The organism is Streptomyces sp. RGM 3693, from assembly GCF_050471125.1.
Taxonomy (GTDB): Bacteria; Actinomycetota; Actinomycetes; order Streptomycetales; family Streptomycetaceae; genus Streptomyces.
On the sequence record NZ_JBMPPQ010000004.1, the window covers coordinates 125,269 to 151,388 of the forward strand.

At 69.9% G+C, this 26,120-nt stretch carries 25 protein-coding genes and 1 rRNA gene; 9 read left to right on the forward strand and 17 right to left on the reverse strand.

The window, feature by feature from the left end; translation table 11 throughout:
• Positions 1 to 219 precede the first annotated feature (219 nt).
• Positions 220 to 1,748, reverse strand: a 16S ribosomal RNA gene (locus tag ACO0M4_RS36710).
• 720 nt (positions 1,749 to 2,468) lie between these two features.
• Entirely contained in the window at positions 2,469 to 3,119 is a 651-nt protein-coding gene (locus ACO0M4_RS36715) for a DNA-3-methyladenine glycosylase (protein ID WP_430375480.1), read from the reverse strand.
• Between the two features lie 152 nt (positions 3,120 to 3,271).
• Here ACO0M4_RS36715 and ACO0M4_RS36720 point away from each other — a divergent pair, with 152 nt between their 5' ends.
• From ACO0M4_RS36720 to ACO0M4_RS36730, 3 genes are all read left to right on the forward strand, one after another.
• Entirely contained in the window at positions 3,272 to 4,054 is a 783-nt protein-coding gene (locus ACO0M4_RS36720; RefSeq protein ID WP_430375481.1) for a sporulation protein, read from the forward strand.
• A 42-nt stretch (positions 4,055 to 4,096) separates the two neighbouring features.
• The gene (locus ACO0M4_RS36725; protein WP_430375482.1) at positions 4,097 to 4,636 is read left to right on the forward strand and encodes a YbhB/YbcL family Raf kinase inhibitor-like protein; all 540 of its coding nucleotides are present in this window, start codon (positions 4,097 to 4,099) and stop codon (positions 4,634 to 4,636) included.
• Positions 4,637 to 5,055: 419 nt separating this feature from the next.
• Positions 5,056 to 5,562, forward strand: coding sequence for an HNH endonuclease (locus ACO0M4_RS36730; RefSeq protein WP_390012753.1), 507 nt, complete (start codon positions 5,056 to 5,058; stop codon positions 5,560 to 5,562).
• Between the two features lie 36 nt (positions 5,563 to 5,598).
• Here ACO0M4_RS36730 and ACO0M4_RS36735 read toward each other — a convergent pair whose 3' ends face one another.
• From ACO0M4_RS36735 to ACO0M4_RS36750, 4 genes are all read right to left on the reverse strand, one after another.
• Positions 5,599 to 6,366, reverse strand: a complete 768-nt coding sequence (locus tag ACO0M4_RS36735; protein ID WP_430375483.1) for a sulfite exporter TauE/SafE family protein — start codon at positions 6,364 to 6,366, stop codon at positions 5,599 to 5,601.
• A gap of 85 nt (positions 6,367 to 6,451) precedes the next feature.
• On the reverse strand, positions 6,452 to 7,387 hold the full coding sequence (locus tag ACO0M4_RS36740) for an SPFH domain-containing protein (protein WP_383906835.1): 936 nt from the start codon (positions 7,385 to 7,387) through the stop codon (positions 6,452 to 6,454).
• 98 nt (positions 7,388 to 7,485) lie between these two features.
• Positions 7,486 to 7,899, reverse strand: coding sequence for an NfeD family protein (locus ACO0M4_RS36745; protein WP_430376032.1), 414 nt, complete (start codon positions 7,897 to 7,899; stop codon positions 7,486 to 7,488).
• A gap of 74 nt (positions 7,900 to 7,973) precedes the next feature.
• Entirely contained in the window at positions 7,974 to 8,786 is an 813-nt protein-coding gene (locus ACO0M4_RS36750) for an ABC transporter ATP-binding protein (RefSeq protein WP_430375484.1), read from the reverse strand.
• 90 nt (positions 8,787 to 8,876) lie between these two features.
• Here ACO0M4_RS36750 and ACO0M4_RS36755 point away from each other — a divergent pair, with 90 nt between their 5' ends.
• Complete coding sequence (locus ACO0M4_RS36755) at positions 8,877 to 9,692, forward strand: hypothetical protein (RefSeq protein WP_430375485.1); 816 nt, start codon at positions 8,877 to 8,879, stop codon at positions 9,690 to 9,692.
• A 107-nt stretch (positions 9,693 to 9,799) separates the two neighbouring features.
• On the opposite strand, the gene ACO0M4_RS36760 is transcribed toward ACO0M4_RS36755, so the two are convergent.
• From ACO0M4_RS36760 to ACO0M4_RS36775, 4 genes are all read right to left on the reverse strand, one after another.
• Entirely contained in the window at positions 9,800 to 10,045 is a 246-nt protein-coding gene (locus ACO0M4_RS36760) for a chaplin (RefSeq protein WP_430375486.1), read from the reverse strand.
• 165 nt (positions 10,046 to 10,210) lie between these two features.
• Positions 10,211 to 10,423 carry a chaplin gene (locus ACO0M4_RS36765; protein WP_430376034.1) on the reverse strand — a complete coding sequence of 71 codons (213 nt, stop codon included), beginning with the start codon at positions 10,421 to 10,423 and terminating at the stop codon, positions 10,211 to 10,213.
• 217 nt (positions 10,424 to 10,640) lie between these two features.
• Entirely contained in the window at positions 10,641 to 11,324 is a 684-nt protein-coding gene (locus tag ACO0M4_RS36770; RefSeq protein WP_430375487.1) for a response regulator, read from the reverse strand.
• Positions 11,317 to 12,462, reverse strand: coding sequence for a GAF domain-containing sensor histidine kinase (locus ACO0M4_RS36775; RefSeq protein ID WP_430375488.1), 1,146 nt, complete (start codon positions 12,460 to 12,462; stop codon positions 11,317 to 11,319). The genes ACO0M4_RS36770 and ACO0M4_RS36775 overlap by 8 nt, the downstream gene beginning before the upstream one ends.
• Before the next feature lie 418 nt (positions 12,463 to 12,880).
• Here ACO0M4_RS36775 and ACO0M4_RS36780 point away from each other — a divergent pair, with 418 nt between their 5' ends.
• Together ACO0M4_RS36780 and ACO0M4_RS36785 are read left to right on the forward strand one after the other, a co-directional pair.
• Entirely contained in the window at positions 12,881 to 13,612 is a 732-nt protein-coding gene (locus ACO0M4_RS36780; protein ID WP_430375489.1) for a nitroreductase family protein, read from the forward strand.
• Positions 13,613 to 13,939: 327 nt separating this feature from the next.
• Entirely contained in the window at positions 13,940 to 14,659 is a 720-nt protein-coding gene (locus ACO0M4_RS36785) for a transglycosylase SLT domain-containing protein (protein ID WP_430375490.1), read from the forward strand.
• Between the two features lie 101 nt (positions 14,660 to 14,760).
• Here the strand turns inward: ACO0M4_RS36785 and ACO0M4_RS36790 are convergent, their stop codons facing one another.
• A complete protein-coding gene (locus ACO0M4_RS36790) occupies positions 14,761 to 17,313 on the reverse strand; it encodes an FHA domain-containing protein (RefSeq protein WP_430375491.1) in 2,553 nt (850 codons plus the stop codon).
• 453 nt (positions 17,314 to 17,766) lie between these two features.
• Between ACO0M4_RS36790 and serB the strand changes: the two genes are divergently transcribed.
• On the forward strand, positions 17,767 to 19,014 hold the full coding sequence (gene serB, locus ACO0M4_RS36795) for a phosphoserine phosphatase SerB (protein ID WP_430375492.1): 1,248 nt from the start codon (positions 17,767 to 17,769) through the stop codon (positions 19,012 to 19,014).
• A gap of 223 nt (positions 19,015 to 19,237) precedes the next feature.
• Here serB and ACO0M4_RS36800 read toward each other — a convergent pair whose 3' ends face one another.
• The 4 genes from ACO0M4_RS36800 to ACO0M4_RS36815 form a co-directional block, all read right to left on the reverse strand.
• On the reverse strand, positions 19,238 to 19,756 hold the full coding sequence (locus tag ACO0M4_RS36800) for a SixA phosphatase family protein (protein ID WP_430375493.1): 519 nt from the start codon (positions 19,754 to 19,756) through the stop codon (positions 19,238 to 19,240).
• Between the two features lie 113 nt (positions 19,757 to 19,869).
• On the reverse strand, positions 19,870 to 20,145 hold the full coding sequence (locus ACO0M4_RS36805) for a hypothetical protein (protein WP_430375494.1): 276 nt from the start codon (positions 20,143 to 20,145) through the stop codon (positions 19,870 to 19,872).
• Positions 20,146 to 20,326: 181 nt separating this feature from the next.
• Entirely contained in the window at positions 20,327 to 20,443 is a 117-nt protein-coding gene (locus tag ACO0M4_RS36810) for an SGM_5486 family transporter-associated protein (RefSeq protein WP_279634891.1), read from the reverse strand.
• Positions 20,444 to 20,577: 134 nt separating this feature from the next.
• Entirely contained in the window at positions 20,578 to 21,909 is a 1,332-nt protein-coding gene (locus tag ACO0M4_RS36815) for a CynX/NimT family MFS transporter (RefSeq protein WP_430375495.1), read from the reverse strand.
• 145 nt (positions 21,910 to 22,054) lie between these two features.
• Between ACO0M4_RS36815 and ACO0M4_RS36820 the strand changes: the two genes are divergently transcribed.
• Positions 22,055 to 22,756, forward strand: a complete 702-nt coding sequence (locus tag ACO0M4_RS36820) for a FadR/GntR family transcriptional regulator (RefSeq protein ID WP_430375496.1) — start codon at positions 22,055 to 22,057, stop codon at positions 22,754 to 22,756.
• 141 nt (positions 22,757 to 22,897) lie between these two features.
• Here the strand turns inward: ACO0M4_RS36820 and fabI are convergent, their stop codons facing one another.
• The gene (fabI, locus tag ACO0M4_RS36825) at positions 22,898 to 23,668 is read right to left on the reverse strand and encodes an enoyl-ACP reductase FabI (protein ID WP_430375497.1); all 771 of its coding nucleotides are present in this window, start codon (positions 23,666 to 23,668) and stop codon (positions 22,898 to 22,900) included.
• A gap of 5 nt (positions 23,669 to 23,673) precedes the next feature.
• Complete coding sequence (fabG, locus tag ACO0M4_RS36830; RefSeq protein ID WP_430375498.1) at positions 23,674 to 24,378, reverse strand: 3-oxoacyl-[acyl-carrier-protein] reductase; 705 nt, start codon at positions 24,376 to 24,378, stop codon at positions 23,674 to 23,676.
• Positions 24,379 to 24,540: 162 nt separating this feature from the next.
• Here fabG and ACO0M4_RS36835 point away from each other — a divergent pair, with 162 nt between their 5' ends.
• Positions 24,541 to 26,118, forward strand: a complete 1,578-nt coding sequence (locus ACO0M4_RS36835; protein ID WP_430375499.1) for a TldD/PmbA family protein — start codon at positions 24,541 to 24,543, stop codon at positions 26,116 to 26,118.
• The last annotated feature ends 2 nt before the right edge of the window (positions 26,119 to 26,120 follow it).

Consider the following 26,120-nt stretch of genomic DNA (forward strand, 5'->3'; position numbering starts at 1 on the left):
GCCGGCATCGCGAAGGTCCAGACCACAGTCCGTACCCTCAGACACCCAACAGCGCGCCCAACACGACCAGTCAAAACTTGCGTTCCACGCCGAAGCAGTACTAACAAACCCAACCCATCGTGCCGAATAGTCAACGTTCCACCCATGAGCTAACCACCGTCGAACATTCGCCGACGTAGTGGCTCTGGACAATCTTACGACCGTCTAGATGCTCCTTAGAAAGGAGGTGATCCAGCCGCACCTTCCGGTACGGCTACCTTGTTACGACTTCGTCCCAATCGCCAGTCCCACCTTCGACGATTCCCTCCCACAAGGGGTTGGGCCACCGGCTTCGGGTGTTACCGACTTTCGTGACGTGACGGGCGGTGTGTACAAGGCCCGGGAACGTATTCACCGCAGCAATGCTGATCTGCGATTACTAGCAACTCCGACTTCATGGGGTCGAGTTGCAGACCCCAATCCGAACTGAGACCGGCTTTTTGAGATTCGCTCCACCTCGCGGTATCGCAGCTCATTGTACCGGCCATTGTAGCACGTGTGCAGCCCAAGACATAAGGGGCATGATGACTTGACGTCGTCCCCACCTTCCTCCGAGTTGACCCCGGCAGTCTCCTGTGAGTCCCCATCACCCCGAAAGGCATGCTGGCAACACAGAACAAGGGTTGCGCTCGTTGCGGGACTTAACCCAACATCTCACGACACGAGCTGACGACAGCCATGCACCACCTGTACACCGACCACAAGGGGGGCACTATCTCTAGCGCTTTCCGGCGTATGTCAAGCCTTGGTAAGGTTCTTCGCGTTGCGTCGAATTAAGCCACATGCTCCGCTGCTTGTGCGGGCCCCCGTCAATTCCTTTGAGTTTTAGCCTTGCGGCCGTACTCCCCAGGCGGGGAACTTAATGCGTTAGCTGCGGCACGGACGACGTGGAATGTCGCCCACACCTAGTTCCCAACGTTTACGGCGTGGACTACCAGGGTATCTAATCCTGTTCGCTCCCCACGCTTTCGCTCCTCAGCGTCAGTATCGGCCCAGAGATCCGCCTTCGCCACCGGTGTTCCTCCTGATATCTGCGCATTTCACCGCTACACCAGGAATTCCGATCTCCCCTACCGAACTCTAGCCTGCCCGTATCGAATGCAGACCCGGGGTTAAGCCCCGGGCTTTCACATCCGACGTGACAAGCCGCCTACGAGCTCTTTACGCCCAATAATTCCGGACAACGCTCGCGCCCTACGTATTACCGCGGCTGCTGGCACGTAGTTAGCCGGCGCTTCTTCTGCAGGTACCGTCACTCTCGCTTCTTCCCTGCTGAAAGAGGTTTACAACCCGAAGGCCGTCATCCCTCACGCGGCGTCGCTGCATCAGGCTTTCGCCCATTGTGCAATATTCCCCACTGCTGCCTCCCGTAGGAGTCTGGGCCGTGTCTCAGTCCCAGTGTGGCCGGTCGCCCTCTCAGGCCGGCTACCCGTCGTCGCCTTGGTGAGCCATTACCTCACCAACAAGCTGATAGGCCGCGGGCTCATCCTTCACCGCCGGAGCTTTCCACACACAGAAGATGCCTCCGTGTGTCATATCCGGTATTAGACCCCGTTTCCAGGGCTTGTCCCAGAGTGAAGGGCAGATTGCCCACGTGTTACTCACCCGTTCGCCACTAATCCCCTCCCGAAAGAGGTTCATCGTTCGACTTGCATGTGTTAAGCACGCCGCCAGCGTTCGTCCTGAGCCAGGATCAAACTCTCCGTGAATGTTTTCCGGCCTGCGTTTAATGAAAAACTGCCGGTGTGACACTCGCGTTGAGCGGAACCACGAGGAGGAATAATCCTCACGGTTCACAGCGTCCTCGCTGTGCGCCTCCCAAAAACTTGGAAGGACTTTCAAAGGAACCTCATCTCCATGATGGAGACGGGGTATCAACATATCTGGCGTTGACTTTTGGCACGCTGTTGAGTTCTCAAGGAACGGACGCTTCCTTTGTGCCTGTTTCACCAGGCCCTCCGGGCGCTTCCCTTCGGTCTTGCGTTTCCGACTCTATCAGATCCTTTCGGCCCTGATTTTCGCCGGTGCGATTCGGCCTTTCGGCTTCTTCGCGGTTCCAACCTTACCAGATCCGTTTCCGTCTCTGGCCCCCTGCTGGAGCGGGGTCTGGCCGCTTCGCTTTCGCTTTTCGGCCTTTCCGATTTTATCAGATCCTTTTTCGCTTCCGGCCCGCTTCTCAATGAGGCGCTACCGGTTCGAATTCGGTTCCGATTTCCCGTCGGAGGGGGTTTGCCTTTCGGCGTGGTCACTACTTTAGCGACTTTCCCTGACGGCTCATAATCGGGCCGCTCGGGTCGAATTTCGGCAACGCCGAAAAGGACCCGTCAGGGAGTCGTTCGAAGTAGTGGTTTCTGCCGCCTCCGGGTTACGCAGATAGCGCTGCCCGTGTCCAGCGGCTCGGGCCACGTTAGGCGTTTGGCGGGACAGAGTCAAGTAGCCGTGGGGGTGCGCCGCCTGGGGGCGTGGGGGCGGTAGGGGCTCACAGTGGGGTCGCCGTCGATCCAGTAGCGCCAGGGGTGGTCGGCGCCGTCGCCGCCGACTCCGGTGCGGGGGCCATTCCGTACCCGGGCGCGTGGGGCCGGGGTGCCGTGGAGGATCGAGATCGGGGTGTCGGCGGGGGCACAGACGTCGGTGCCGTCCAGGGAGCGGTCGATGTCGAGGGCGGTGGCCAGGCGGGCCGGGCCCTTGGCGAGCTCGTTGGTGTTGCGGGCCTTGGGGCGGCGGTCGGCGGCCAGGTGCGTGCCGGTGAGGATCTCGCCGGCGCGCAGCAGGACCGCGCTGGCCTTGCCCTCGGGGCCGCAGACCAGGTTGATGCTGAACCACATGCCGTAGATGAAGTAGACGTACGCGTGGCCGGGCGGGCCGTACATCGTGGCGTTGCGGGCGGTGCGGCCCCGGTAGGCGTGGGAGCCCGGGTCGCGCTCTCCGTCGTACGCCTCGACCTCGGTGAGGCGGAGTTCGATCGGGCCATCGGGGCTGTGGCGTACCAGGGTGCGGCCGAGCAGGTCCGGGGCGACGTCCAGGACGGGGCGGTTGAAGAAGTCGCGCGGGAGGGGCGTGCGGTCCGGTACGTCGGTCATGGGTTCCGAGCGTAGTGGAGGGGGGCGGGCGGGTGTCGGGGCCGGTTTGGGCGGGTGTGGAAACGGAATTGGGCTGATCGGTCGGGGGTGCGTAAGGATCGGCCCACGATCGGCCGGCTATACGGGACGCGTTGTGTCAGGGGAGGACGAGCATGGGGTTCAGGAAGCTGCTGGCGAGTCTGGGGGCCGGGGGCGCGTCCGTGGAGACGGTGCTCTTCGAGGAGAACGTGGTGCCCGGTGGGGTGGTGCAGGGGGAGGTGCGGATCCAGGGCGGGTCGGTGCCACAGGCCGTCCAGGGGCTGTCCGTCGGGTTGCGGGCGCGGGTCGAGGTCGAGCGCGGGGACGAGCAGGTGCGGCGGGACGTCGAGTTCCACCGGGTGCGGTTGGGCGGGGCGTTCGAGGTGCAGGCCGGGGCCGTGCACACCGTGCCGTTCGGGCTGGAGATCCCCTGGGAGACGCCGATCACCACGTTCCTGGGGCATCCGCTGCACGGGATGGGTGTGGGGGTGGCGACGGAGCTGGCGATCGCGCGGGCGGTGGACTCCAGTGATCTCGACCCGGTGCAGGTGCATCCGCTGCCGGCGCAGCAGGCCGTCCTGGACGCCTTCGAGCGGCTCGGGTTCCGGTTCAAGACCGCCGATCTGGAGCAGGGGCAGATCCACGGGACGCGGCAGCAGCTGCCGTTCTTCCAGGAGATCGAGTTCTCGGCGCCCCCGCAGTACCGCGGGCTGAGCGAGGTCGAGCTGTCCTTCGTGACGGACGACCGAGAGATGGACGTGGTGCTGGAGATGGACAAGAAGCCGGGCCTGTTCAGTGAGGGGTCGGACACCTACCGGTCGTTCACGGTGGGGCTGCACGACTTCGAGGGGACCGACTGGGCGGGATATCTCAACCGCTGGTTGGCCGAGGTCGGTGGGCGGCGCAACTGGCTCTAACCTGGCCGGACAGAGTGTCAGCAAGCGACCAGGAGGTCCGAGGTGTCCGAGCTGAAGCGGCGGCCGCTCCCGCACGATTTCCACCCGCCGGTGGCGGAGTTCACCGTGGTGAGCGAAGAGGTGGAGCCGGGCGGGACGCTGCGGCCGGAGCAGGTCCACGCCGGGGGGAACCGTTCGCCGCAGCTGCGGTGGGAGGGCGCTCCGGCGGGGACCAAGAGCTACGCCGTCACCTGTTACGACCCGGACGCGCCGACCGGTAGCGGGTTCTGGCACTGGGTGCTGTTCGACGTTCCGGCGTCGGTGACGGAGCTGCCAGCCGGGGCGGGCAGCGGTGACATGAAGGGTCTCCCCCAGGGGGCCGTGCACGTCCGCAACGACTACGGGACGCGGGACTTCGGGGGCGCGGCGCCGCCGCCCGGTGACGGGCCGCACCGCTACGTGTTCACCGTCTACGCGGTGGACCAGGAGAAGCTGGGTCCGGACGCGGACGTCTCGCCCGCGGTGGTGGGCTTCAACCTGCGGTTCCATGCGATCGGGCGGGCCCAGCTGATCGGCGAGTACGAGGTGCCCGCCGCCGGGTGAGACGGGCCGGGCCGTCGGGCCCGGAGAAATGCGTTGCGCCCCGGCGCTTCCGCCACCCACAGTGGTACGCGTACCGCCGCCTCCATGAGGCGTCGGGCAGCTGGTACCGCAGTGGCGGGAGCGTCGGGGCGTAGGTGTGTTCGCCCCTTGTTCGCCGGAGTCCCACGCACAGGGCGTCCGCGCCGGCTGCCGTTCGCTCCGGGTTCCGGGTATGCACGGGGGCCGGGACCCGGAGCGCACTCTCTTCGCGTGCCCCTCGCGGCGGCTCCGCCTCGGCTGTGACACACCTCTTCTTCATGCTGCGCTCACCCGCCATTTCCCTTGTGGCACACGGAAATTGCGTTGTCCGGGAAATACCTGCCCCTGCACAGTGGAGCCACTTCGCCACGGCGGCGATCAGGGTCCGGGAGGTGGACGGGATGCGCGAGACGCTGGTGCTGAATGCGAGCTTCGAGCCGCTGGCGACGGTATCGCTGCGGCGTGCGGTGGTGCTGGTGATGCAGGACAAGGCGGTCGTCGAGCACGCCCACCCGGGGATGCGGATCCGGGCGGCTTCGATGGACGTACCGGTGCCACGGGTGATCAGGCTCAGCAGGTACGTCCGGGTGCCGTTCCGAAGACAGGCGCCGTGGTCGCGGCGCGGGGTGCTCGCCCGTGACCAGCACCGATGCGCGTACTGCGGGAGGCGGGCGACGACCGTGGACCATGTGCTGCCGCGGTCGCACGGCGGTGGGGACACCTGGCTGAATACCGTCGCTTCGTGCGCGGAGGACAACCACCGCAAGGCGGACCGGACGCCGGAGCAGGCGGGGATGCGGCTGCTCCGGCGGCCCTTCGAGCCGACGCCGGCGGATGCCCTGGTGTCGGCTCTGGGGGTGTCCGTGCGGGACGAGCTGCCGGACTGGCTGCGGGCGCTCCCGGCATGACACCGCAGAAGGCGGGTGGCGATCGCCCAACGTCCCCTATTTCAGGAGGAGTTGGACGATGGCCACCAGCCCGACCGCGACGATCACGGCACGCATGGCGGCCGGCGGCAGACGGCGGCCGATCTTGGCGCCGATCTGTCCGCCAAGGGCGGAGCCGACCGCGATCAGGATGACCGCGGTCCAGTCGAAGTGGGCGACGAAGAGGAAGAAGATCGCCGCGACGCCGTTGACGAGGGCGGTGAGGACGTTCTTGAGGGCGTTGAGGCGCTGGAGGTCGTCGCTGAGCAGGACGCCCATCAGGGAGAGGTAGATGATGCCCTGGGCCGCGCCGAAGTAGCCACCGTAGACGCTGGCGAGCAGCAAGCCGGTGAACAGGGCGATTCCGCCGTCGCGGTGGGCGGTGGTGCCGTTGCGGGCGCGGTGCGCACGGACCATGGCGGCCAGCCGGGGCTGTGCTACGACGAGTACCAGGGCGACGGCGATCAGGCCGGGGACAACTGCCTTGAAAGCGCTGGACGGCAGGGCCAGCAGCAGGATCGCGCCGGCCAGGCCGCCGATGAGGGCACCGACCCCGAAGCGCAGCACCCGGGGCCACTGGCCGCGCAGTTCGCGGCGGTACCCTATGGCGCCACTGATCGAACCGGGCACCAGACCAAGGGAGTTGGAGACGTTGGCGGTCACCGGCGGGAGGCCGACGGCGAGCAGGACGGGGAAGGTGATCAGGGTGCCGGAACCGACGATGGTGTTGATGGTGCCGGCGCCGAGGCCGGCGGCGAAGACTGCGACTGCTTCCCAGAGGGACACGTCGTTCTCCTTACATGATCAAGGGTTGCCTCCCCGCCGTGGAGGTCGAGGGGCAACCCTGATCATGCACGAGACCCTGGCATCGTCAGTCGATGGGGGGTGCCTGGCGCTCGGGGCTGCTGGGCTTGGGGATGCTGCCGCCGCCCGCGGGGTTGAAGTTGCCGAGGGCGCCGCCGAGGCCCTTGAGGGCGTCGCCGATCTCGCTGGGGACGATCCAGAGCTTGTTCGCGTCGCCCTCGGCGATCTTCGGGAGCATCTGGAGGTACTGGTACGACAGCAGCTTCTGGTCCGGGTCACCGGCGTGGATGGACTCGAAGACCACCCGGATCGCCTGGGCCTCACCCTCGGCGCGCAGGGCCGCGGCCTTGGCCTCACCTTCGGCGCGCAGGATCGCGGACTGCTTCTGGCCCTCGGCGGTGAGGATTTCGGACTGCCGGACGCCTTCGGCCTGGAGGATGGCGGCGCGCTTGTCGCGGTCGGCGCGCATCTGCTTCTCCATCGAGTCCTGGATGGAGGTCGGCGGCTCGATCGCCTTGAGCTCGACGCGGTTGACGCGGATGCCCCACTTGCCGGTGGCCTCGTCGAGGACGCCGCGCAGGGCCGCATTGATCTCCTCGCGGGAGGTCAGGGTGCGTTCGAGGTCCATGCCGCCGATGATGTTGCGGAGGGTGGTGACGGTGAGCTGCTCGATCGCCTGGATGTAGCTGGCGACTTCGTAGGTGGCGGCCCGGGCGTCGGTCACCTGGTAGTAGATGACGGTGTCGATGTTGACGACGAGGTTGTCCTGCGTGATCACCGGCTGCGGCGGGAACGGCACGACCTGCTCGCGGAGGTCGATGCGGTTGCGGATGGTGTCGATGAACGGGACGACGATGTTCAGGCCGGCGTTGAGGGTGCGGGTGTAGCGGCCGAAGCGCTCGACGATGGCGGCGCTGGCCTGGGGGATGACCTGGATCGTTTTGATGAGTGCGATGAACACGAGCACCACCAGGATGATCAGGACGATGATGATCGGTTCCACAGCGGCTCCCGTGCCCTTCGTTGCTGGTCCATCCGGCCGCGGCCGGCTTGTTGTTGATCAGTCTTTCAGAGGTGCGGGGCGTAGCGCATCGGGTTCGGTCAGATGACGAGGGCGGTTGCGCCTTCGATCTCCACCACGTCGACCTGCTGGCCCGGTTCGTAGACCCGATCGCCGTCGAGGGCGCGGGCGGACCAGACTTCCCCGGCGAGTTTGATGCGGCCGCCGTCCCCGGCGTCGACCCGCTCCAGGACGGTGGCGGTCTTGCCCTTGAGGGCGTCGATGCCGGAGGCCAGCCGTGGGCCCTGGCCGCGGTGGCGGTTGGCGATCGGCCGGACGACGGCGATCAGCGCGACCGACACCGCTACGAACACCAGGAATTGCGGAACGGTGCCGCCACCGAGCGCTGCGGTGACGGCACCGGCGACGGCGCCGACCGCGAACATCCCGAATTCGGGCATCGCGGTCATGACGAGCGGAATGCCCAGTCCTACGGCGGCGATCAGCCACCACACCCATGGATCCACGGCCTCATGGTAGATCCGCCGGGTGGCTCGGGGACAGGGCGCGATCGGTCAGTGACGGGCCATTACTTGAGGGGCAGGCCCTGGGCGGTCCAGCGGTCGCTGCCGTTGTGGTCGACGATGAGCGGGAGGCCGAAGCAGTGCGAGAGGTTGCTGGAGGTCAGTTCCAGTTCGAGCGGGCCGGCGGCCAGGATCTTGCCCTGACGGATCATCAGGACGTGAGTGAAGCCCGGCGGGATCTCCTCGACGTGGTGGGTGACCATGATCATCGAGGGGGCGTAGGGGTCACGGGCGAGCCGGCCGAGGCGGCGCACCAGGTCCTCGCGGCCGCCGAGGTCGAGGCCGGCGGCGGGCTCGTCGAGGAGGAGCAGCTCGGGGTCGGTCATCATCGCGCGGGCGATCAGGGTGCGCTTGCGCTCGCCCTCGGAGAGGGTGCCGAACTTCCGGTCGAGGTAGGCGTTCATGCCGAGGCGGTCGAGGAAGGCCCGGGCGCGCTGCTCGTCGATGTCGTCGTAGTCCTCCTGCCAGCTGGCGGTCATGCCGTAGGCGGCAGTGAGGACGGTCTGCAGCACGGTCTGGCTGCGCGGCAGCTTGTCGGCGAGCGCGATGCCGGCGATGCCGATGCGCGGGCGCAGGTCGAAGACGTCGACGCGGCCCAGCTGCTCGCCGAGGATCCGGGCGGTGCCGGCGCTCGGGAAGAGGTAGCTGGAGGCGACGTTCAGCAGAGTGGTCTTGCCGGCGCCGTTGGGGCCGAGGATCACCCAGCGTTCCCCCTCCTTCACCGACCACGAGACCTGGTCCACCAGAGCCCGTCCTTCGCGGACCACGGATACGTCCACCAGCTCCAGCACATCGCTCATGAGCGCACTGTCTCCCATTGCTTCTCGGTCGTCGTGTGCGCCTGTAGGCGCAGCCCCCCTGCAAACCTACGCCACTCGTTGTCAGTGCCGTTCCCTAGGCTGGGGACCATGCTCGATGAACCTCGTTCCGGACGGCTGGCAGCATGGGGAAATGCCCTTTTGGCCGGACTTGTCTCACCTGATGACGCCGTACATCGCATCGCGGACGACGACGCGGTGCACCGCGTCTCGGGCCTGCCCGGGGAGGACGCCCCGGTCGGCCTGACGCTCGCCCTGGGGCGGCTGCGGACGCTCGGCGCGCTCGGCCTGCGGGTGGCGCTGCCGGTGCCGGGGCATCCGCTGGGGTTGAGCGGGCCGCCGGAGTTCAATGCGCGGGCGCTGGAGGCCGGCGAGGCGGTGCTCGCCCAGGGCGCCGGGCTCGGGCTGGTCCCGGAGGTGTTCGAGGCGGGTCCCGAGGGCGCCGCCGGCCCCGATGTGCACGTCGAGGTGGTCTGGCACTGCCTGCCGGCGCGGGAGGCGCCGCCGGCCGACGTGCCGTCGCTGGGCGAGGCCGAGCGGGAGCTGGCGGAGGCACTGCGGGAGGCGACGGAGGTGCTCTCGCGGCTGGACGTGGCCGGATCCGGCCCGGTGGCGGACGCGGCGCTGGCGGCGTACCGAGCCCGGGCGGAGGCCGGCCGCCAGGTGCTGGCGCCGGGCTACCCACCGCGGGCCGTACGGGTGCTGGAGCTGGCCCAGCGGGTCGGCACCCTGATCGGCATCGCCCAGGGCGCGGGCGGGGACGGCCGGGAGCACGGCGCCGCGGTCAGCTCGTCGGAGATCGCGGCCCGCGCCGAGGCGCTGCGGCCGGTGGAGCGCACCGCCCGGCGGGCTCAGGTGGCGGCGTACAACTCCGCGGTGGAGGAGCAGGAGCGACGCCGGGGGTGAACGGCAACAGGTCCCGCCGGCCATGGCGCGGCCGACGGGACCTGTCAGGAGAGCTGGGGCTGAACTGCCCTGGGCGGCCCGGGGAGTCGCACCCCGGGCCGGTGGCGTCAGTTGTTGACGGCCGGGTTGCCGAAGGCGGAGTTGAGCACGCCCACGACGTTGACGCTGTTGCCGCTGATGTTCGCGGGGATGTGCACCGGGGCCTGGACGAGGTTGCCCGAACCGACGCCCGGGGAGTTCAGGGCCTTGCCGTCGGCGTGCCCGCCGTCGTGGGCGAACGCCGAACCGGCGGCGGCACCGACGGCGAGACCGGTGGTGGCAAGGACAAGGGCGGCCTTTTTGACGCTGTTCATGGTGGCGTGTTCCTCACGTGGTGGCACAGGGCCGGAATGACGGTGTATGTGGAGGACGGACCGGCCGCACGGCCAGGGCTGGGCGGGGCCGGTCCGGAGTGACCCGCGCGGGCCGGTGCACGGCCCGGCGCAGGGGTCAGCCGGTCGGAGCAGACGCTCCTGGGCTCACTTGTTGATGCAGGTGTTGCCGAAGGCCGGGTTGAGCAGGCCGACCACGGAGACGGTGTTGCCGCAGACGTTCACGGGAACGTGGACCGGCGCCTGGGCGACGTTGCCCGAGAGGACGCCCGGCGACTGCACCGCCGCACCCTGGGCCTGCGAGCCGTCGTGCGCCGAGGCGACGCCGGCGCCCGCCAGGACGAGACCGGCACCCGCCATCGTGATGGCCGCAACCCGCTTGATGTTCTTCACTTCTCTTGCTCCTCGTTGCCGATGCCGTGGCCAGCCGCCACGACTGCACTGGGAAACGGCCCGGCACGGAGCTGGGATACGCCAAACGGGCTACGTATACACGACAGTATGAATCTAGGATCCGCGAGGCGACGGTCGGTTCATAGCTTTGACGGACCGTCAGGGTGCCCGTCTCCCCCGTGATTCAGGCCCCGATGCCGTGCCGCACGGCCCACAGCGCGGCCTGGGTGCGGTCGGCGAGGTCGAGTTTCATCAGGATGTTGGAGACGTGGGTCTTGACAGTCTTCTCCGAGAGCACCAACGCGCGGGCGATCTCGCGGTTGGACCGGCCGTCCGCGATCAGGCCCAGCACCTCGCGCTCCCGGTCGGTGAGGGAACTGCCGCGCCCCTGGCCGCCGTTGCCGACCTCCTGGGAGAGCAGCGCGCCGGCCACCTCGGGCTGGAGCAGCACGTGTCCGGCGTGCACCGAGCGGATGGCGCCGGCCAGGGCTTCCGGGTCGATGTCCTTGTAGACGTAGCCGGCCGCACCGGCGCGCAGGGCCGGGATGACGGTGCGCTGTTCGGTGAAGCTGGTGACGACCAGGACCTTGGCCGGGTTGTCGAGGGTGCGGAGCTGGCGGAGGGCCTCGATGCCGTCCATGCCGGGCATCTTGATGTCCATGAGGACGACGTCCGGGCGCAGTTGCTCGGTGGCGGCGATGCCCTCGGCGCCGTCCGACGCCTCGCCCACCACTTCGATGTCGTCCTGGACCTCCAGGAACGTCCGTAGGCCGCGGCGTACGACCTGGTGGTCGTCGACGAGCAGGACGCGGATCGCGCGCCCCTCGCCCGTGGCCCGTTCCGTACCGCCCTGGGTGCTGTCAGCCACCGGGCACCTCCATCTCGACAGTGGTGCCCGTGCCGGGCTCCGATTCCACGGTGAGCTTGCCACCGACGCCGCCGGCGCGGTCACGCATCGACACCAGTCCCAGGTGCCGGCCGGCCCGGCGGACCGCGCGGGTGTCGAAGCCCCGCCCGTCGTCGGCGATCCGCAGCAGGGCGCCCTGGCCGTACCGGGTGAGGCTGACCTCGACGCGCTCGGCGCCGGAGTGCCGCAGCGCGTTGTGCAGCGCCTCCTGGGCGACCCGGAGCATCGCCTCCTCCTGGGCGTTGGGCAGGGCCCGTACGCCCTGGGCGGTGAAGGTGACGCGGGCGGAGTGGGCGCGGTCGAGGACCTGGGCCTGGGAACGCAGGGTGGCCACCAGGCCGTCCTCGTCGAGGGCCGCGGGGCGGAGCTCGACGACGGCGGCGCGGAGCTCGTCGGCGGCCTCCGCGGCCAGCGCGGCGACCTGGTGGAGCTCGTCCTTGGCGCGGGCCGGGTCGCGGTCGACCAGGGCGGTCGCGGCCTGGGCTGTGAGCCGGAGCGAGAAGAGCTTCTGGGAGACGGCGTCGTGCAGCTCGTGGGCGAGCCGGGCGCGTTCGCCGGCGATGGTCAGTTCGCGGCTGCGCTCGTAGAGGCGGGCGTTGGTGAGGGCGATGGCGGCGTGCTGGGCGAGTATCCCCAGGAGCCGCTCGTCCTCTTCGGTGAAGCCGCAGCCGCCGGTGGGCTTGGGGCAGCGCTTGTTGGCCAGGAAGAGGGCGCCGAGGATCTCGTCGCCGTCGGCGACCGGCAGGCCGAGGAAGTCGGACATGTCCGGGTGGGTGGCGGGCCAGCCGCCGAAGCGGGGGTCCTCGCGGACGTCGGCGAGCCGCTCGGGGGTGGCGTTGTGCAGCATCGCGGCGAGGATGCCGTGCTGGCGGGGCAGCGGGCCGATGGCCTTCCACTGCTCGGCGCTGACGCCGTCCACGACGAACTGGGCGAAGCCCCCGTGATCGTCCGGCACGCCGAGTGCGGCGTACTCGGCATCCAGCAGCTCGCGGGCCGAGGCGACGATCGTCTTGAGGACGTCGCGCACCTCCAGATGCCTGCTCATGGCCAGGATCGCGGTGCTCACCGCGGGGATCCCGGCTCCCGGTCCGTTGCTCATGTGTTCACCGTACCGGCGGGTCGAGCGGTCCGTATCGGTCCGCCGACGCTCCGTGCCTAGGTCAGCGGGCCTAGGCCGAACGCCCCGACCCGGCCGCACAGGGACGCTCCCCCGCGATCCCTATTCACCCGCTTTGGGTAGTTATGGTCCTTATTTGCTCCCTATATATAGGGGTGCGTCTTGTGCACGTAGTGACCCCTATATATATAGAGGCATCCCATATGGGAGTCCGGCGAGGCGTCCGAGGGGGTGTGGTGGGCAGGGGGACGTGGAAATCCGAGCTTGTCCCCTTATATAGGGACAGGTCGGGTGGACTCGGCAGGCGGCTCCGCGTCGATCTCGCCAGGGAGGCGGGCGGTATCGGCACGCCTGCGGTGATCCGGGGCTCTTGGCGTCGGCGCGACCCCAGACTCGGGGCATGTCCTCTTCATCTCAGGCGCGCACCGCGCCGACCTCCCCGACGAAGCACTGGACGCCGACCCACGGAGAGCCCTACCGGCCGGTGCCGTACCGGCCCGAGCGGATGCCCGCGGCCGAGTCACTGGCCCGCGCCGCCGAGCTGCGGGAGCAGATGGACCGGCGGCGGACGGTCCGGCAGTTCGCCGCCGACCCGGTGCCCGAGCAGGTGGTCCGGGACGCGATCGCCTGTGCGGCCACCGCACCGTCCGGGGCGCACCAGCAGCCGTGGACGTTCGTCCTGGTCAAGGACCCCGAGGTGCGCCGCCGGATCAGGGCGGCGGCGGAGGCCGAGGAGGAGCGCTCCTACGAGGGGCGGCTGGGCGAGGAGTGGCTGGCGGCGCTGCGGCCGCTGGGTACGGACGAGGTCAAGCCGCATCTGACCGACGCCCCGTATCTGATCGTGGTCTTCGAGCAGCGGCACTGGCTCGGCCCGGACGGCACCAAGCGCAAGCACTACTACGTGGACGAGTCGGTGGGGATCGCGGTCGGGATGCTGCTGTCCGCGCTGCACCTGTCGGGGCTGGCGGCGCTGGTGCACACGCCCAGCCCGATGCGGTTCCTCCAGGAGGTGCTGGGGCGGCCGGCCAACGAGAAGGCGTTCGCGGTGATTCCCGTCGGGTACCCCGCAGCGGACTGTCAGGTGCCCGATTTGGTACGGAAGACCCTTGACCAGGTGCTCGTCGAGGTCTGACGGCGCACAGCGCGCGCACAGCGTGTGCGACTGCAACTACTACCGGCGAGATAAACCCCTGCCCGGTGTGACCCCGCGCATAGGGCGCAGGTCACTTACGACCCTGGTTAGTGGACCAACAAATCGGCCTTGAACTGGGAATATTCCGTCCTGGACGCAATCCCGGCAAGCCCGGTTCCACTAACCGGGGTCGTACGTCACATCATTGCCCGGCGAATTTCCGGCCGCTAAGAATGGCTCCCGTCGCTCGGCGCCGTGATTGAACTCGGCGTTCTGCCGCCGCTCATGGCCCGTGTGACGTCCCCCATTGGAAGAGGTCGAGCCGCCATGTCCAAGTACCCCGTCTCCGGTCTGAACCTGACCCGTGTCCACAAGCTCACCGCCGCCGGCATCGCCGCTGCGGGTGCCGCCGCACTGGTCTTCACCGCCGTCCCGGGTGCTGACGCCAGCCAGGGCAAGGCCGAAGCCGCCTCCGCCAGCCTGAACGTCAAGCCGGTGGCCTTCAGCGCCGTCGACACCGCCGCCCGCGCCCAGCAGGCCACCATCGCCCAGCAGGCCGACGCCTCCGCCGCCCAGGGCAAGGCCGAGGCCGCGGCCGCCAAGCAGAAGGCCGAGGCTGCCGCCAAGGCGAAGGTCGCGAAGGAGCGCCAGGTCAAGGAGGCCGTGAGCCGCGCCGCCGTCCGCCAGGCGATCCCCGCCGCGGTCCAGAAGCCGGTGAAGGTCTACCCGAACAACCTGGACGGCTGGATCCGCGAGTCGCTGGACATCATGGCCAAGCACAACATCCCGGGCAGCTACAACGGCATCTACCGCAACCTGATGCGCGAGTCGTCCGGCAACCCCATGGCGATCAACCTCTGGGACTCCAACGCCCAGGCGGGCATCCCGTCCAAGGGCCTGCTCCAGGTCATCGACCCGACGTTCCGCCAGTTCCACGTCTCCGGTACCTCCTGGAACATCTACGACCCGGTCGCCAACATCACCGCCGCCTGCAACTACGCGGCCAACCGCTACGGCTCGATGGACAACGTCAACTCGGCCTACTGAGCCGGGCGTTCGCTGCAGACCGCGGCGCCGCACACACCGCCGAGGGGCGGCACCCGAAACCGGGTGCCGCCCCTCGGGCGTGCCGTGGCGGTGACCGCGCGCTACTTGCGCATGACCTCCGGCTCGTGGCGGCGCAGCAGCCGCGCGACGATGAAGGCGAGCGCCACGCCCAGGGTGACCAGGATGACCACGTCCATCACGTAGACGCCGGTCTGGTGCTTCCACAGCGGGTCCGGGTGGCCGGGCTCCCACGGCAACAGGGTGTTCATGTCCTCGGTGGCGCCGAGTGCGGCGACCGCCCAGCGGGACGGCATCAGCCAGGAGACCTGGGAGACGCCGACGGTGTCGAAGAGCTGGAAGAGGACGCCGGTGAAGACGACCTGGACGATGGCGAACATCACCAGCAGCGGCATGGTCTTCTCGGCGGTCTTGACCAGCGACGAGATGATCAGGCCGACCATCATCGAGGTGAAGCCGAGGGCGATGATCGCGATCGTCATCTCGATGGCCGGGGCCTTGGCCACGAGCAGGCCCTGGGTCGGCATCGGCCGGGTGGAGAAGCCGATGGCCGCGATGATCACGCCCTGGAGGGCGGTGGCCACGCCGAGCACGATGATCTTGGACATCAGGTACGCCGACCGCGACAGGCCGGTGGCCCGTTCGCGCTCGTAGATGACCCGCTCCTTGATCAGCTCACGGACCGAGTTGGCCGCGCCGGAGAAGCACATGCCGACCGCGAGGATCAGCGAGATGGTGCTCGCGTCGCGGTTGGTCTGGTGCTTGGCGACCGGGCCGTACCCAAGGCCGTAGTCGCTGGGGATCAGCAGCGAGACCACGCCGAGGACGGCCGGCAGGATCACCATCAGGGCGAGGAAGCCCCGGTCGGAGGCGAGCACCGAGACGTAGCGCCGCATCAGGGTCCACAGCTGGGAGCCCCAGCTCTGGGACTTCTGTATGCGGGCCGGTGGGGCCTGGACGTCGACCGACTGCGGCGGGGCGGCGTCGAGGTCCGCGGCGTACATCTGGTAGTGCGGGGATCCGCGCCAGCGGCCCGCCCAGTCGTAGTCGCGGTAGTTCTCGAACGCCGAGAAGACGTCGGCCCAGGTCTCGTACTGGAAGAAGTTCAGTGCCTCCTCGGGCGGGCCGAAGTAGGCCACCGAACCGCCCGGGGCCATCACCAACAGCCGGTCGCACAGGGCGAGTTCGGCCACCGAGTGGGTGACGACCAGGACCGTGCGGCCGTCGTCGGCGAGACCGCGCAGCAGCTGCATGACGTCGCGGTCCATGCCCGGGTCGAGGCCCGAGGTCGGCTCGTCCAGGAAGATCAGCGACGGCTTGGTCAGCAGCTCCAGGGCGACCGAGACGCGCTTGCGCTGACCGCCGGAGAGCGAGGTGACCCTCTTGTCCTTGTGGACGTCGAGCTTGAGCTCGCGCAGCACCTCGTTGATCCGGGCCTCGCGCTCGGACTGCGCGGTGTCGCCGGGGAAGCGGAGCTTGGCGGCGTAGCGGAGCGCCTTGAGGACGGTCAGCTCCTTGTGGAGGATGTCGTCCTGCGGGACCAGGCCGATGCGCTGACGCAGCTCGGCGAAGTGCTTGTAGAGGTTCCGGTTGTCGTAGAGGACGTCGCCCTGGTTGGCGGGGCGGTAGCCGGTCAGCGCCTTGAGCAGCGTCGACTTGCCGGAACCGGAGGGGCCGATGACGGCGATCAGCGACTTCTCGGGGACGCCGAACGAGACGTCCTTGAGGATCTGCTTGCCGCCGTCGACGGTGACGGTGAGGTGGCGGGCCGAGAAGGAGACCTCGCCGGTGTCGACGAACTCCTCCAGGCGGTCGCCGACCAGCCGGAAGGTGGAGTGACCGACGCCGACGGTGTCGTTCGGGCCGACCGGCGCGCTGCCGGACTTGGGGACCGGCTGGCCGTTGACGTAGGTGCCGTTGTGGCTGCCCAGGTCGCAGATCTCGAAGCGGCCGTCGGGGGTCGCGCGGAACTCCGCGTGGTGGCGGGAGACCTGGAGGTCGGAGACGACCAGCTCGTTGTCGAGCGCACGACCGATCCGCATCACCCGGTCCATGTCCAGGCGGTGGAAGGTGGTCGGGCTGCGGTCGCCGCCCTGGGCCTGCGGGGCCGGGTGTTGCTGCTGGGGCTGCGCGGACTGCTGCGCCGGGACGGCCTGTTGGGGCGCGCGCTGCTGCGGCTGTTGGGCCTGCTGGGGCGGGACGTACGGCTGCTGGCCCTGCGGCGGGGCCTGCCAGTCCTGTTGGGCCGGCGGCTGCTGCTGCGCGGGCGGCGCCTGCCAGCCCTGGTACGGCGCGGCCGCGGCGGGCTGCGCGAAGGCGTCGGCGGGCGCCGCGGCGGCGGACAGACTCAGCCGGGGGCCGTCGGTGGCGTTGCCCAGATGGACGGCGGTACCAGGGCCGATCTCCAGCTGCTGGATGCGCTGGCCCTGGACGTAGGTGCCGTTGGTGCTGCCGTGGTCTTCGATGAGCCAGCTGCGGCCGGACCACCGGAGGGTGGCGTGCCGCCAGGAAACCCTGGCGTCGTCGAGCACCATGTCGCCCTGCGGATCACGCCCCACGCTGTAGGACCTGGACGGATCGAGCGTCCAGGTCCTTCCGTTCAGTTCCAGTACGAGTTCAGGCACTCCATGCCCCATTTACATAGTCCCCCGAGTGACGCCCTGTATGGGAAGTCTAGGGATGGCGAAACATCGTGAGGAACTATTTCAGGCTCGGCCCGTGGACCGGAAACCGGGACGGGACCGGGGTACGGGGCACTCCTGCCGGCATCCGGCGAACCCTCCCGGAGAGCCGGAAGGGCCCGTTATGCCGGAAATGCCGGCAATTCAGGCCATTCGGTGCACCGGGGCGACACCGACCACCCTCCCCGAGATCGAAAACGCCATACCAAAAGGGGAGTTGGAGCGCCAGCCGGGTCCCCCGGGCCGGTACAACCGAGCGGACGCGGACACGAGTCCATAACGATCACGCCCGACCCCAGGACCCGGGCGTACGACCGGCCCGGTGGCGGCCCGGCCCCCGGGGCGGCGGGGTCCGAACCCCGGACACTCGTACGGCCTCCGCCGCCCGCCGGTTACCGTAAAGGCACCATGAGCGCATCGCAGATCCCGCCTGCCGCCGCCACACCAGGCGAAGACGAACCGACACTCCTCGTCAAGATCTTCGGGAAGGACCGGCCCGGCATCACCGCGGGCCTGTTCGACACCCTCGCCGCCTACGCCGTCGATGTCGTGGACATCGAGCAGGTGGTGACCCGGGGCCGCATCACCCTGTGCGTGCTGGTCACCACCCCCTTCCCCGGTCAGGGCATCACCGGGTCCTCCGAAGGCGACCTCCGGGCCACCGTGCACAGCTGGGCCGAGTCGCTGAACCTCCAGGCCGAGATCATCTCCGGCCGCGGCGACAACCGTCCGCGCGGTGTCGGCCGGTCCCACGTCACCGTGCTGGGGCACCCGCTCACCGCGGAGTCGACGGCCGCGATCGCCGCGGCCATAACGGCCACGGGGGGCAACATCGACCGTATTTTCCGGCTCGCCAAGTATCCGGTGACGGCCGTCGAGTTCGCGGTCTCCGGCGCCGAGACCGAGGCGCTGCGCACCGTGCTGGCCCCGGAGGCCGCGAAGCTCGGGGTGGACGTCGCGGTGGTCGCGGCCGGACTGCAGCGCCGGGCGCAGCGGCTGGTGGTGATGGACGTCGACTCCACGCTCATCCAGGACGAGGTCATCGAGCTGTTCGCGGCGCACGCCGGCTGCGAGGCCGAGGTCGCCGAGGTGACCGCCGCCGCGATGCGTGGTGAGCTGGACTTCGAGCAGTCGCTGCACGCCCGGGTCGAGCTGCTCCGCGGGCTGGACGCATCCGTGGTGGACCTGGTCCGCAAGGAGGTGCGGCTCACGCCGGGGGCCCGCACCCTGGTCCGGACCCTCAAGCGGCTCGGGTACCAAGTCGGCGTGGTTTCGGGTGGTTTCACCCAGGTCACCGACGCGCTCCAGGAGGAGCTGGGGTTGGACTTCGCCTCCGCCAACACCCTGGAGATCGTCGACGGCAAGCTCACCGGGCGGGTCACCGGCGACATCGTGGACCGGGCCGGCAAGGCCCGGCTGCTGCGACGGTTCGCCCACGAGGCCGGGGTGCCGCTGGTGCAGACCGTCGCGATCGGCGACGGCGCCAATGACCTGGACATGCTCAACGCGGCCGGGCTGGGGGTCGCCTTCAACGCCAAGCCGGTGGTCCGCGAGGCCGCGCACACCGCGGTCAACGTGCCCTTCCTGGACACCGTGCTCTATCTGCTGGGGGTCACCCGCGAAGAGGTCGAGGCGGCCGACACCCACGTGGAGTGAGCCGCGGGGCCACCCACCCGCCGCCCCGGCGCCGCGGCGGCCCGGGGGGACCACCGCCTCCGGTCCCGGCCCGGACAGCCGGAAGGCCCCGGTGCGCACACTGCGCACCGGGGCCTCTTCGTCGGTCACCCGCCGCCGCGGGCCGCTCACCGTCCGGGACCGGCACCGCGGTGGCCGCTGCACGGCCGCCGCGGTGCCCGTCCCGCGAGGCGCCGCAGCGGCCTCAGGCGTGCGGGGACCAGAAGGCGACGAGCCGGCCGACGCCGTGCTCGACCGACTTCCAGCTGCCGTTGAAGGTCAGCACGGCCATCGCCGACGTCGGGAAGCCGCTGCGGTTCATCCGCGCCAGCAGATCCCCCTCGGCCTCTCCCGCCAGGGCGTCGGCGAGGGCGTGCACCCCGGGGTTGTGCCCGACGACCATCAGGTCGCTCACTTCGTCGGAGGTCTCGTTCAAGATCGCGATGAGCTCGCCGAGGGAGGCCTCGTACAGCCGCTCGTCGTAGAGGGTCTTGGGTCGATGCGGAAGCTCGGAGACGACCAGCTTCCAGGTCTCGCGGGTGCGGACGGCAGTCGAGCAGAGGCTCAGGTCGGGGGCGATCCCGGCACCGGCCAGCCAGCGGCCGGCGACCGGGGCATCCCTGCGACCGCGATCGGCGAGCGGACGCTCATGGTCGCTCTCGTCCGACCATTCGGCCTTGGCGTGTCGGAGCAGGACAATCCGGCGGGGTGTATCGACGCTCATGCGTCCCAGCTTCGCATGAAACCCGCCGCCCGGCGCGGGGTGTTGAAGCGCTCCGCTCCGCCGGGTGACCCGCCCCCGGCCACTGCCGGGAGGCACCCTCGCGCGGGCACCGTTCACCCCCCGAGCCGGAGCACCCCGGCGAGGAACTCCAGCAGCGGTGCCAGGCTCTCCGGGGCCCGCGCCGCACCGGCCGCACTCGCCGTACCGGGACTCGCCACCAGCACCAGCAGGGCTATGAAGGAGACCACCGGCAGCGCCAATCCCCACCACGGCAGGGCCTTCCGCACCCGCGGTGCCTGCACTGCGGACGGGCGGCTGAACGCGGCGGACATGGCGGACTCCAGGAGGTAGCGCGGGAACGGCGCGACCGCGAACGGCGGCGTGCCCACCGCGGTTCCGCGGTGTGACGCTGACGCTACGGATCTCCGGCGGCCGTTCCTATCCGGGAAGCCACCCATTGATCCCTGAGACCGGCCCCCTAGGGGATCGGGGGATAACCCCACCCCGGGCCACGGCGACCTGACCACGGCGACCGTGCCGAGCGCGGCCTGGCGCCCGCCCGCGGCCGGATCATGGCGCGGCGATGCTCGCAATGATCCCGACGACGACGGTCACCCCGAGCATCAGGCCCAGGACGAGCAGCAGCTTCTTCTGGCTGCCCTGCGGATTCGGTTCGAGCACTGGCATGCGCCCAGTGTCGCACCCGCCCGCCGAACCACTCCGGCCAGGGCCCGCGACCGGGTACGAGCGGCGCGCGACGCCGTCCACGGAACCGCGTCCCAGCCAGCGGCCGGCGGGCGCTCGGCCCGCGACCGCCGCCGTCACCGCTCGTCCTCGATGCGGCGGTTCCGCCCCGCCAGGACGCCCACCACGATCTGCGGCACCATCAACCCGACCATCAGCGCGATCGGCAGCCCCCAGCCACCGCTGTGCTGGTAGAGCGTGCCGACCAGCAGCGGCCCGGGGATGGAGATCAGATAGCCGACGCTCTGTGCGAACGCGGAGAGCTTGACCACCCCGGCGGGGCTGGTGGAGCGCATCCCGATCATCGTCAGGGCAAGCGGGAAGGCGCAGTTGGAGACGCCCATCAGCAGCGCCCAGACCCAGGACCCGGCGGCCGGCGCCAACCACAGACCGGTGTAGCCGGCCAGCCCGCAGCTGCCCAGGACCACCACCAGCGGCCCCTGGTGCCGCATCCGGGCCGCCAGCCGCGGCAGGACGAAGGAGAGCGGCACGCCGACGGCCATGGTGGTGGCCAGCAGCACCCCCGCGGTGCCCGCCGAGACCCCGGCGTCGCGGAAGATCTGCGGCATCCACCCCATGGTGATGTAGGCGGCGGTCGCCTGGAGGCCGAAGAAGACGGCCAGCGCCCAGGCGGTCGGCGACGAGGTGATCCGTATGGGGGTTTCCCCGGAGCCGGACGTAGCGCCGGCCGGTGCCGGTGCCGTCGCGGCCGGCCGCCGCCGCAGCACCACCAGCCACGGCACCACCGCGAGCACGGCGAGCAGCGCCCACACGGCCAGTCCGGTGCGCCAACTGCCGCCCAGCGCAGCCGTCATGGGGACGGTGAGCGCCGCCGCCAGCGAGGTCCCCAGGGCCAGCGCCATCGAGTAGAGCCCGGTCATCGGCCCGACCCGGTCGGGGAACCAGGTCTTGATGACCACCGGCAGCAGCACGTTGCTGACCGCGATGCCGGCCAACGCCAGCGCGCTGCCGGCCAGGAAGCCGGGCGTACCACCGGCGTACGGGCGCACCACGACGCCCACCGCGATCGCGACCATCCCGGCGCAGACGATCGCGCCGGACCCCCAGCGCCGGGCCAGTCGGGGCGCGGCGAAGCCGAAGACGGCGAAGCACAGGGCCGGCACGGAGGTCAGCAGGCCGGCGACGGTGCCGCTCATGCCGAGCCCGTCGCGGACCTCCTTCAGGAGCGCGCCGAGGCTGGTGATCGCCGGCCGGAGGTTGAGCGCGGCGAGGACGAGACCGGCGATCACGATCCCCGACAGCCAGCGGGCGGCGGGCCCTCGGTCCGGGACCCGCTCGGGTGCGGCGGCGGACCGCGCCGCGCCGGCGTCGGCGGGCGGGGCGGCGGGGGTCAGGGGCTCGGCGGCCGAGCCGAGGGTCGCGAGGTCTTCGTCTGCCATAAGGGACATCATAGAATCATGGGATGAATACTTGTCCAGCCGATATCGGTAGCCTCAGCTCGCCCCCACGGCGCCACGGACGCCCACGGCCCGCCGTCGTCCGCGCCGCCGCCGTCCGCCCGGCCCACCGGCCCCCGCACCCTGGAGCCCAGCCATGCCCCTGACCTCGCCCCGCCGGTCCGCGCTGGCCGACCAGGTGATCGCCCAGCTGCGCGCCCAGATCACGTCCGGCGACTGGCCGGTGGGGTCCCGCATCCCGACCGAACCGGAACTCGTCGAACAACTCGGAGTGGCCCGCAACACCGTCCGCGAGGCCGTACGGGCGCTGGCCCACAACGGCCTGCTCGACATCCGCCAGGGTTCGGGCACCTACGTGATCGCGACCAGTGAACTGGCCGGGGTGATGAACCGCCGGTTCGCCGACGCCGACCCCCGCCACGTCGCCGAACTACGCTCCGCCCTGGAGGCCGAGGCCGCCCGGCTCGCCGCACACCGCCGCACCGCACAGGACCTGCGCCAGCTCGACGCCCTGCTGGAGCGCCGCGAACGGGCCTGGGGATCCGGCGCCGCGGAGGCGTTCGTGGAGGCCGACGCGACCCTGCACATGGCGGTGGTGGCGGCCTCCCACAACGACGTACTGGCCGCGCTCTACGCCGACCTCGGCGGCGTCCTGCGCAACTTCCTACGGGCCGACGTCGGCACCGTGCTGCGCCCCGAGGCCCACATGGACCACTCCCGCCTGGTCGAGGCGATCCGCACCGGGGACGGCGAACGGGCCGCCGCCGAAGCCGGCGCCCACCCCTTCGGATGCCGACCGGGGGCCGGAGCCCAAGGGGCGGTCGAACAGACCCCGTAGGGGGTGCGGAGGCCCCCTACGGGCCGCAACGGGGCGGAGGCGAGGGGTATTCCCGGCCGGGACGGCGGATGTTCCCCCGGCGTGAACGCGCAACTGCCCGCCCCGGCGGACCGGGACGGGCAGCGTCGAGCGCGGTGGGCGTCAGGCGCCCATCATGTGCACACCACCGTCGACGTGCACGATCTCGCCCGTCGTGCGCGGGAAGAAGTCGGACAGCATGCCGACGACACCGCGGCCGGCCGGCTCCGGGTCGGCCAGGTCCCAACCGATCGGGGCGCGGTGGTTCCACACGTCCGCCAGCTCCTCGAAGCCGGGGATGGACTTGGCGGCCATCGACTTGATCGGGCCGGCCGACACCAGGTTGCAGCGGACGCCCTTGGGGCCCAGGTCGCGCGCCAGGTAGCGGTTGGTGCTCTCCAGCGCCGCCTTGGCCACGCCCATCCAGTCGTACTTCGGCCAGGCGATCTGCGCGTCGAAGGTGAGGCCGACGATCGAGCCGCCGTGCTCCATCAGCGGCAGGCAGGCCATCGCCAGCGACTTGTAGGAGAACGCCGAAACCTGCACGGCCGTCGAGACGTCCTCCCAGCCGGCCTCCAGGAAGTTGAAGGCGCCCTGCGGGCCGAACGCGATGGAGTGCACGATGCCGTCGAGGCGGGCGTCCTCGCCCTGGTGCTCACGGACCTTTCCGGCCAAACCGTCCAGGTGCTCCTGGTTGGTCACGTCCAACTCGATGACCGGGGCGGGCTTGGGCAGCCGCTTGGCGATCCGCTCCACCAGGGAGAGCCGGCCGAAACCGGTGAGGATGACGTCGGCGCCCTCGTTCTGGGCGACCTTGGCCGCCTGGAACGCGATCGACGACTCGGTCAGCACACCGGTGACCAGAATGCGCTTGCCTGCGAGGATTCCACTCATGGTGATCAGTGCCCCATGCCCAATCCGCCGTCGACAGGAATGACGGCTCCGGTGATGTAAGCGGCCTCGTCGGAGGCCAGGAAGCGGACCGAGGCGGCGACCTCCTCGGGCTGCGCGTAACGCGCCAGCGGCACCTGCTTCACGATGTTCTCCCGCTGCTCGTCGCTGAGCGCCCGGGTCATGTCGGTGTCGACGAAACCGGGGGCGACGACGTTCACGGTGATGTTACGGCTGCCCAGCTCACGGGCGAGCGAGCGGGAGAAGCCGACCAGCGCGGCCTTGGAGGCGGCGTAGTTCGACTGCCCCGGCGCGCCCATCAGGCCGACCACCGACGAGATCAGGACGATCCGACCCTTGCGGGCCCGCAGCATCGCCCGGTTGGCGCGCTTGACCACCCGGAACGTGCCGGTGAGGTTGGTGTCGAGGACCGTGCTGAAGTCCTCCTCGGACATCCGCATCAGCAGCTGGTCCCGAGTGATGCCGGCGTTGGCCACCAGCACCTCGACCGGACCCTGCTTCTCCTCGATCTCCTTGTACGCCTGCTCGACCTGCTCGGTGTCCGTGATGTCGCACTTCACGGCCAAAAATCCCGCCGGCGGCTCGCCCGAGCGGTAGGTGATGGCGACCTTGTCGCCTGCCTCGGCGAAGGCACGGGCAATGGCCAAGCCGATGCCGCGGTTGCCTCCGGTGACCAGAACCGAGCGGCTCAAGAGATCACCCTTTCCGTTTTCTGTCCGTCTTGCGTTCGGTACGAAACTATCGGTCGGGGAGCCCGTACGAGGAATCGAGCCCACACAGGGGCGCGCCCCCGTTCACTGTCGGGTCTCCACAGAAGCACGGCATGATGCATCCGCCGACTACGGGAGGATGCCGTGCCAGCCACACCCCATGACCTTGACGAGACCTTCCGCGCACTCCCCCTGCGCGCCCTGGCCGACGCCGCACTGGCGCGGGCCCGCGCACTGGGCGCGGAACACGCCGACTTCCGCCTGGAACGGGTGCGCAGCGCGATGTGGCGCCTGCGCGACGCCCGCACCTCGGCCACCTCCGACACCACCGACCTGGGCTACGCGGTGCGCGTGGTGCACAACGGCGCCTGGGGCTTCGCCTCCGGCGTCGACCTGACCATGGACGCCGCGGCACGGGTGGCCGGCCAGGCCGTGGCGATGGCGAAACTGTCCGCCAAAGTGGCCGAGACCGCCGGCGTCGATACAGCAGCGCGAAGCGCTTCCGGTGAAGGGTGGCGGTGGGCGACGGGGGGGCGGGTGGAACTGGCCGAGGAGCCCGTACACCCGGACCGCACCTGGGTCTCCTCCTACGACGTTAACCCCTTCGACGTCCCGGATGCGGAGAAGACCGGCCTGCTGGCCGAATGGAGCGCCCGGCTGCTGGCCGCACCGGGCGTGGCGCACGCCGACGCGCACCTGCTGGCCGCCCAGGAGAACAAGTTCTACGCGGACACTGCGGGCACCAGCACCACCCAGCAGCGGATCCGGATCCACCCGGAGCTCACCGCGGTCGCGGTGGACCCCGCCACCGGCGACTTCGAATCGATGCGCACCCTCGCACCACCGGTCGGCCGCGGCTGGGAGTACCTCACCGGCGGCTACGACTGGGACGGCGAACTGGCCCGGATCCCCGAGCACCTCGCCGGGAAACTCCGCGCCCCGAGCGTCGAGCCCGGCACCTACGACCTGGTGATCGACCCGTCCAACCTCTGGCTGACCCTCCACGAGTCGGTCGGGCACGCCACCGAGCTGGACCGGGCCCTGGGCTACGAGGCCGCCTACGCCGGCACCTCCTTCGCCACCTTCGACCAGCTCGGCACGCTCGCCTACGGCTCACCGCTGATGCACGTCACCGGCGACCGGACCGCCGAGCACGGCCTCGCCACCATCGGCTACGACGACGAGGGCGTCGCCGCCCAGTCCTGGGACCTGATCAAAGACGGGATCCTCACCGGCTACCAACTCGACCGCAGGATCGCGAAGCTGACCGGCTTCCCGCGCTCCAACGGATGCGCGTACGCGGACTCCCCCGGCCACGTGCCGGTCCAACGGATGGCCAACGTCTCGCTCCGCCCGGTGCCGGACGGCCCGTCGACGGAAGAGCTGATCTCCGGCGTGGAACGCGGCATCTACCTCGTCGGCGACCGCTCGTGGTCCATCGACATGCAGCGCTACAACTTCCAATTCACCCAGCAACGGGCCTTCCTCATCCGCAACGGACGGCTGGCCGGGCAACTGCGCGACGTCGCCTACCAGGCCACCACCACCGACTTCTGGGGATCGATGACCGCGGTCGGCGGCCCGCAGACCTATGTCCTGGGCGGCGCCTTCAACTGTGGCAAGGCCCAACCGGGCCAGATCGCGGCGGTCTCGCACGGCTGCCCCTCCGCCGTCTTCGAAGGCGTGAACATCCTCAACACGACACAGGAGGCCGGGCGTTGAGC

Coding starts and splice junctions, on each gene's coding strand:
- ACO0M4_RS36715 (WP_430375480.1), bottom strand. CDS start 3,119: ATGACCGACGTACCGGACCGCACGCCCCTCCCGCGCGACTTCTTCAAC.
- ACO0M4_RS36720 (WP_430375481.1), top strand. CDS start 3,272: ATGGGGTTCAGGAAGCTGCTGGCGAGTCTGGGGGCCGGGGGCGCGTCC.
- ACO0M4_RS36730 (WP_390012753.1), top strand. CDS start 5,056: ATGCGCGAGACGCTGGTGCTGAATGCGAGCTTCGAGCCGCTGGCGACG.
- ACO0M4_RS36750 (WP_430375484.1), bottom strand. CDS start 8,786: ATGGGAGACAGTGCGCTCATGAGCGATGTGCTGGAGCTGGTGGACGTA.
- ACO0M4_RS36755 (WP_430375485.1), top strand. CDS start 8,877: ATGCTCGATGAACCTCGTTCCGGACGGCTGGCAGCATGGGGAAATGCC.
- ACO0M4_RS36760 (WP_430375486.1), bottom strand. CDS start 10,045: ATGAACAGCGTCAAAAAGGCCGCCCTTGTCCTTGCCACCACCGGTCTC.
- ACO0M4_RS36765 (WP_430376034.1), bottom strand. CDS start 10,423: ATGGCGGGTGCCGGTCTCGTCCTGGCGGGCGCCGGCGTCGCCTCGGCG.
- ACO0M4_RS36775 (WP_430375488.1), bottom strand. CDS start 12,462: ATGAGCAACGGACCGGGAGCCGGGATCCCCGCGGTGAGCACCGCGATC.
- ACO0M4_RS36780 (WP_430375489.1), top strand. CDS start 12,881: ATGTCCTCTTCATCTCAGGCGCGCACCGCGCCGACCTCCCCGACGAAG.
- ACO0M4_RS36785 (WP_430375490.1), top strand. CDS start 13,940: ATGTCCAAGTACCCCGTCTCCGGTCTGAACCTGACCCGTGTCCACAAG.
- ACO0M4_RS36790 (WP_430375491.1), bottom strand. CDS start 17,313: ATGGGGCATGGAGTGCCTGAACTCGTACTGGAACTGAACGGAAGGACC.
- serB (WP_430375492.1), top strand. CDS start 17,767: ATGAGCGCATCGCAGATCCCGCCTGCCGCCGCCACACCAGGCGAAGAC.
- ACO0M4_RS36800 (WP_430375493.1), bottom strand. CDS start 19,756: ATGAGCGTCGATACACCCCGCCGGATTGTCCTGCTCCGACACGCCAAG.
- ACO0M4_RS36810 (WP_279634891.1), bottom strand. CDS start 20,443: ATGCCAGTGCTCGAACCGAATCCGCAGGGCAGCCAGAAGAAGCTGCTG.
- ACO0M4_RS36815 (WP_430375495.1), bottom strand. CDS start 21,909: ATGTCCCTTATGGCAGACGAAGACCTCGCGACCCTCGGCTCGGCCGCC.
- ACO0M4_RS36820 (WP_430375496.1), top strand. CDS start 22,055: ATGCCCCTGACCTCGCCCCGCCGGTCCGCGCTGGCCGACCAGGTGATC.
- fabI (WP_430375497.1), bottom strand. CDS start 23,668: ATGAGTGGAATCCTCGCAGGCAAGCGCATTCTGGTCACCGGTGTGCTG.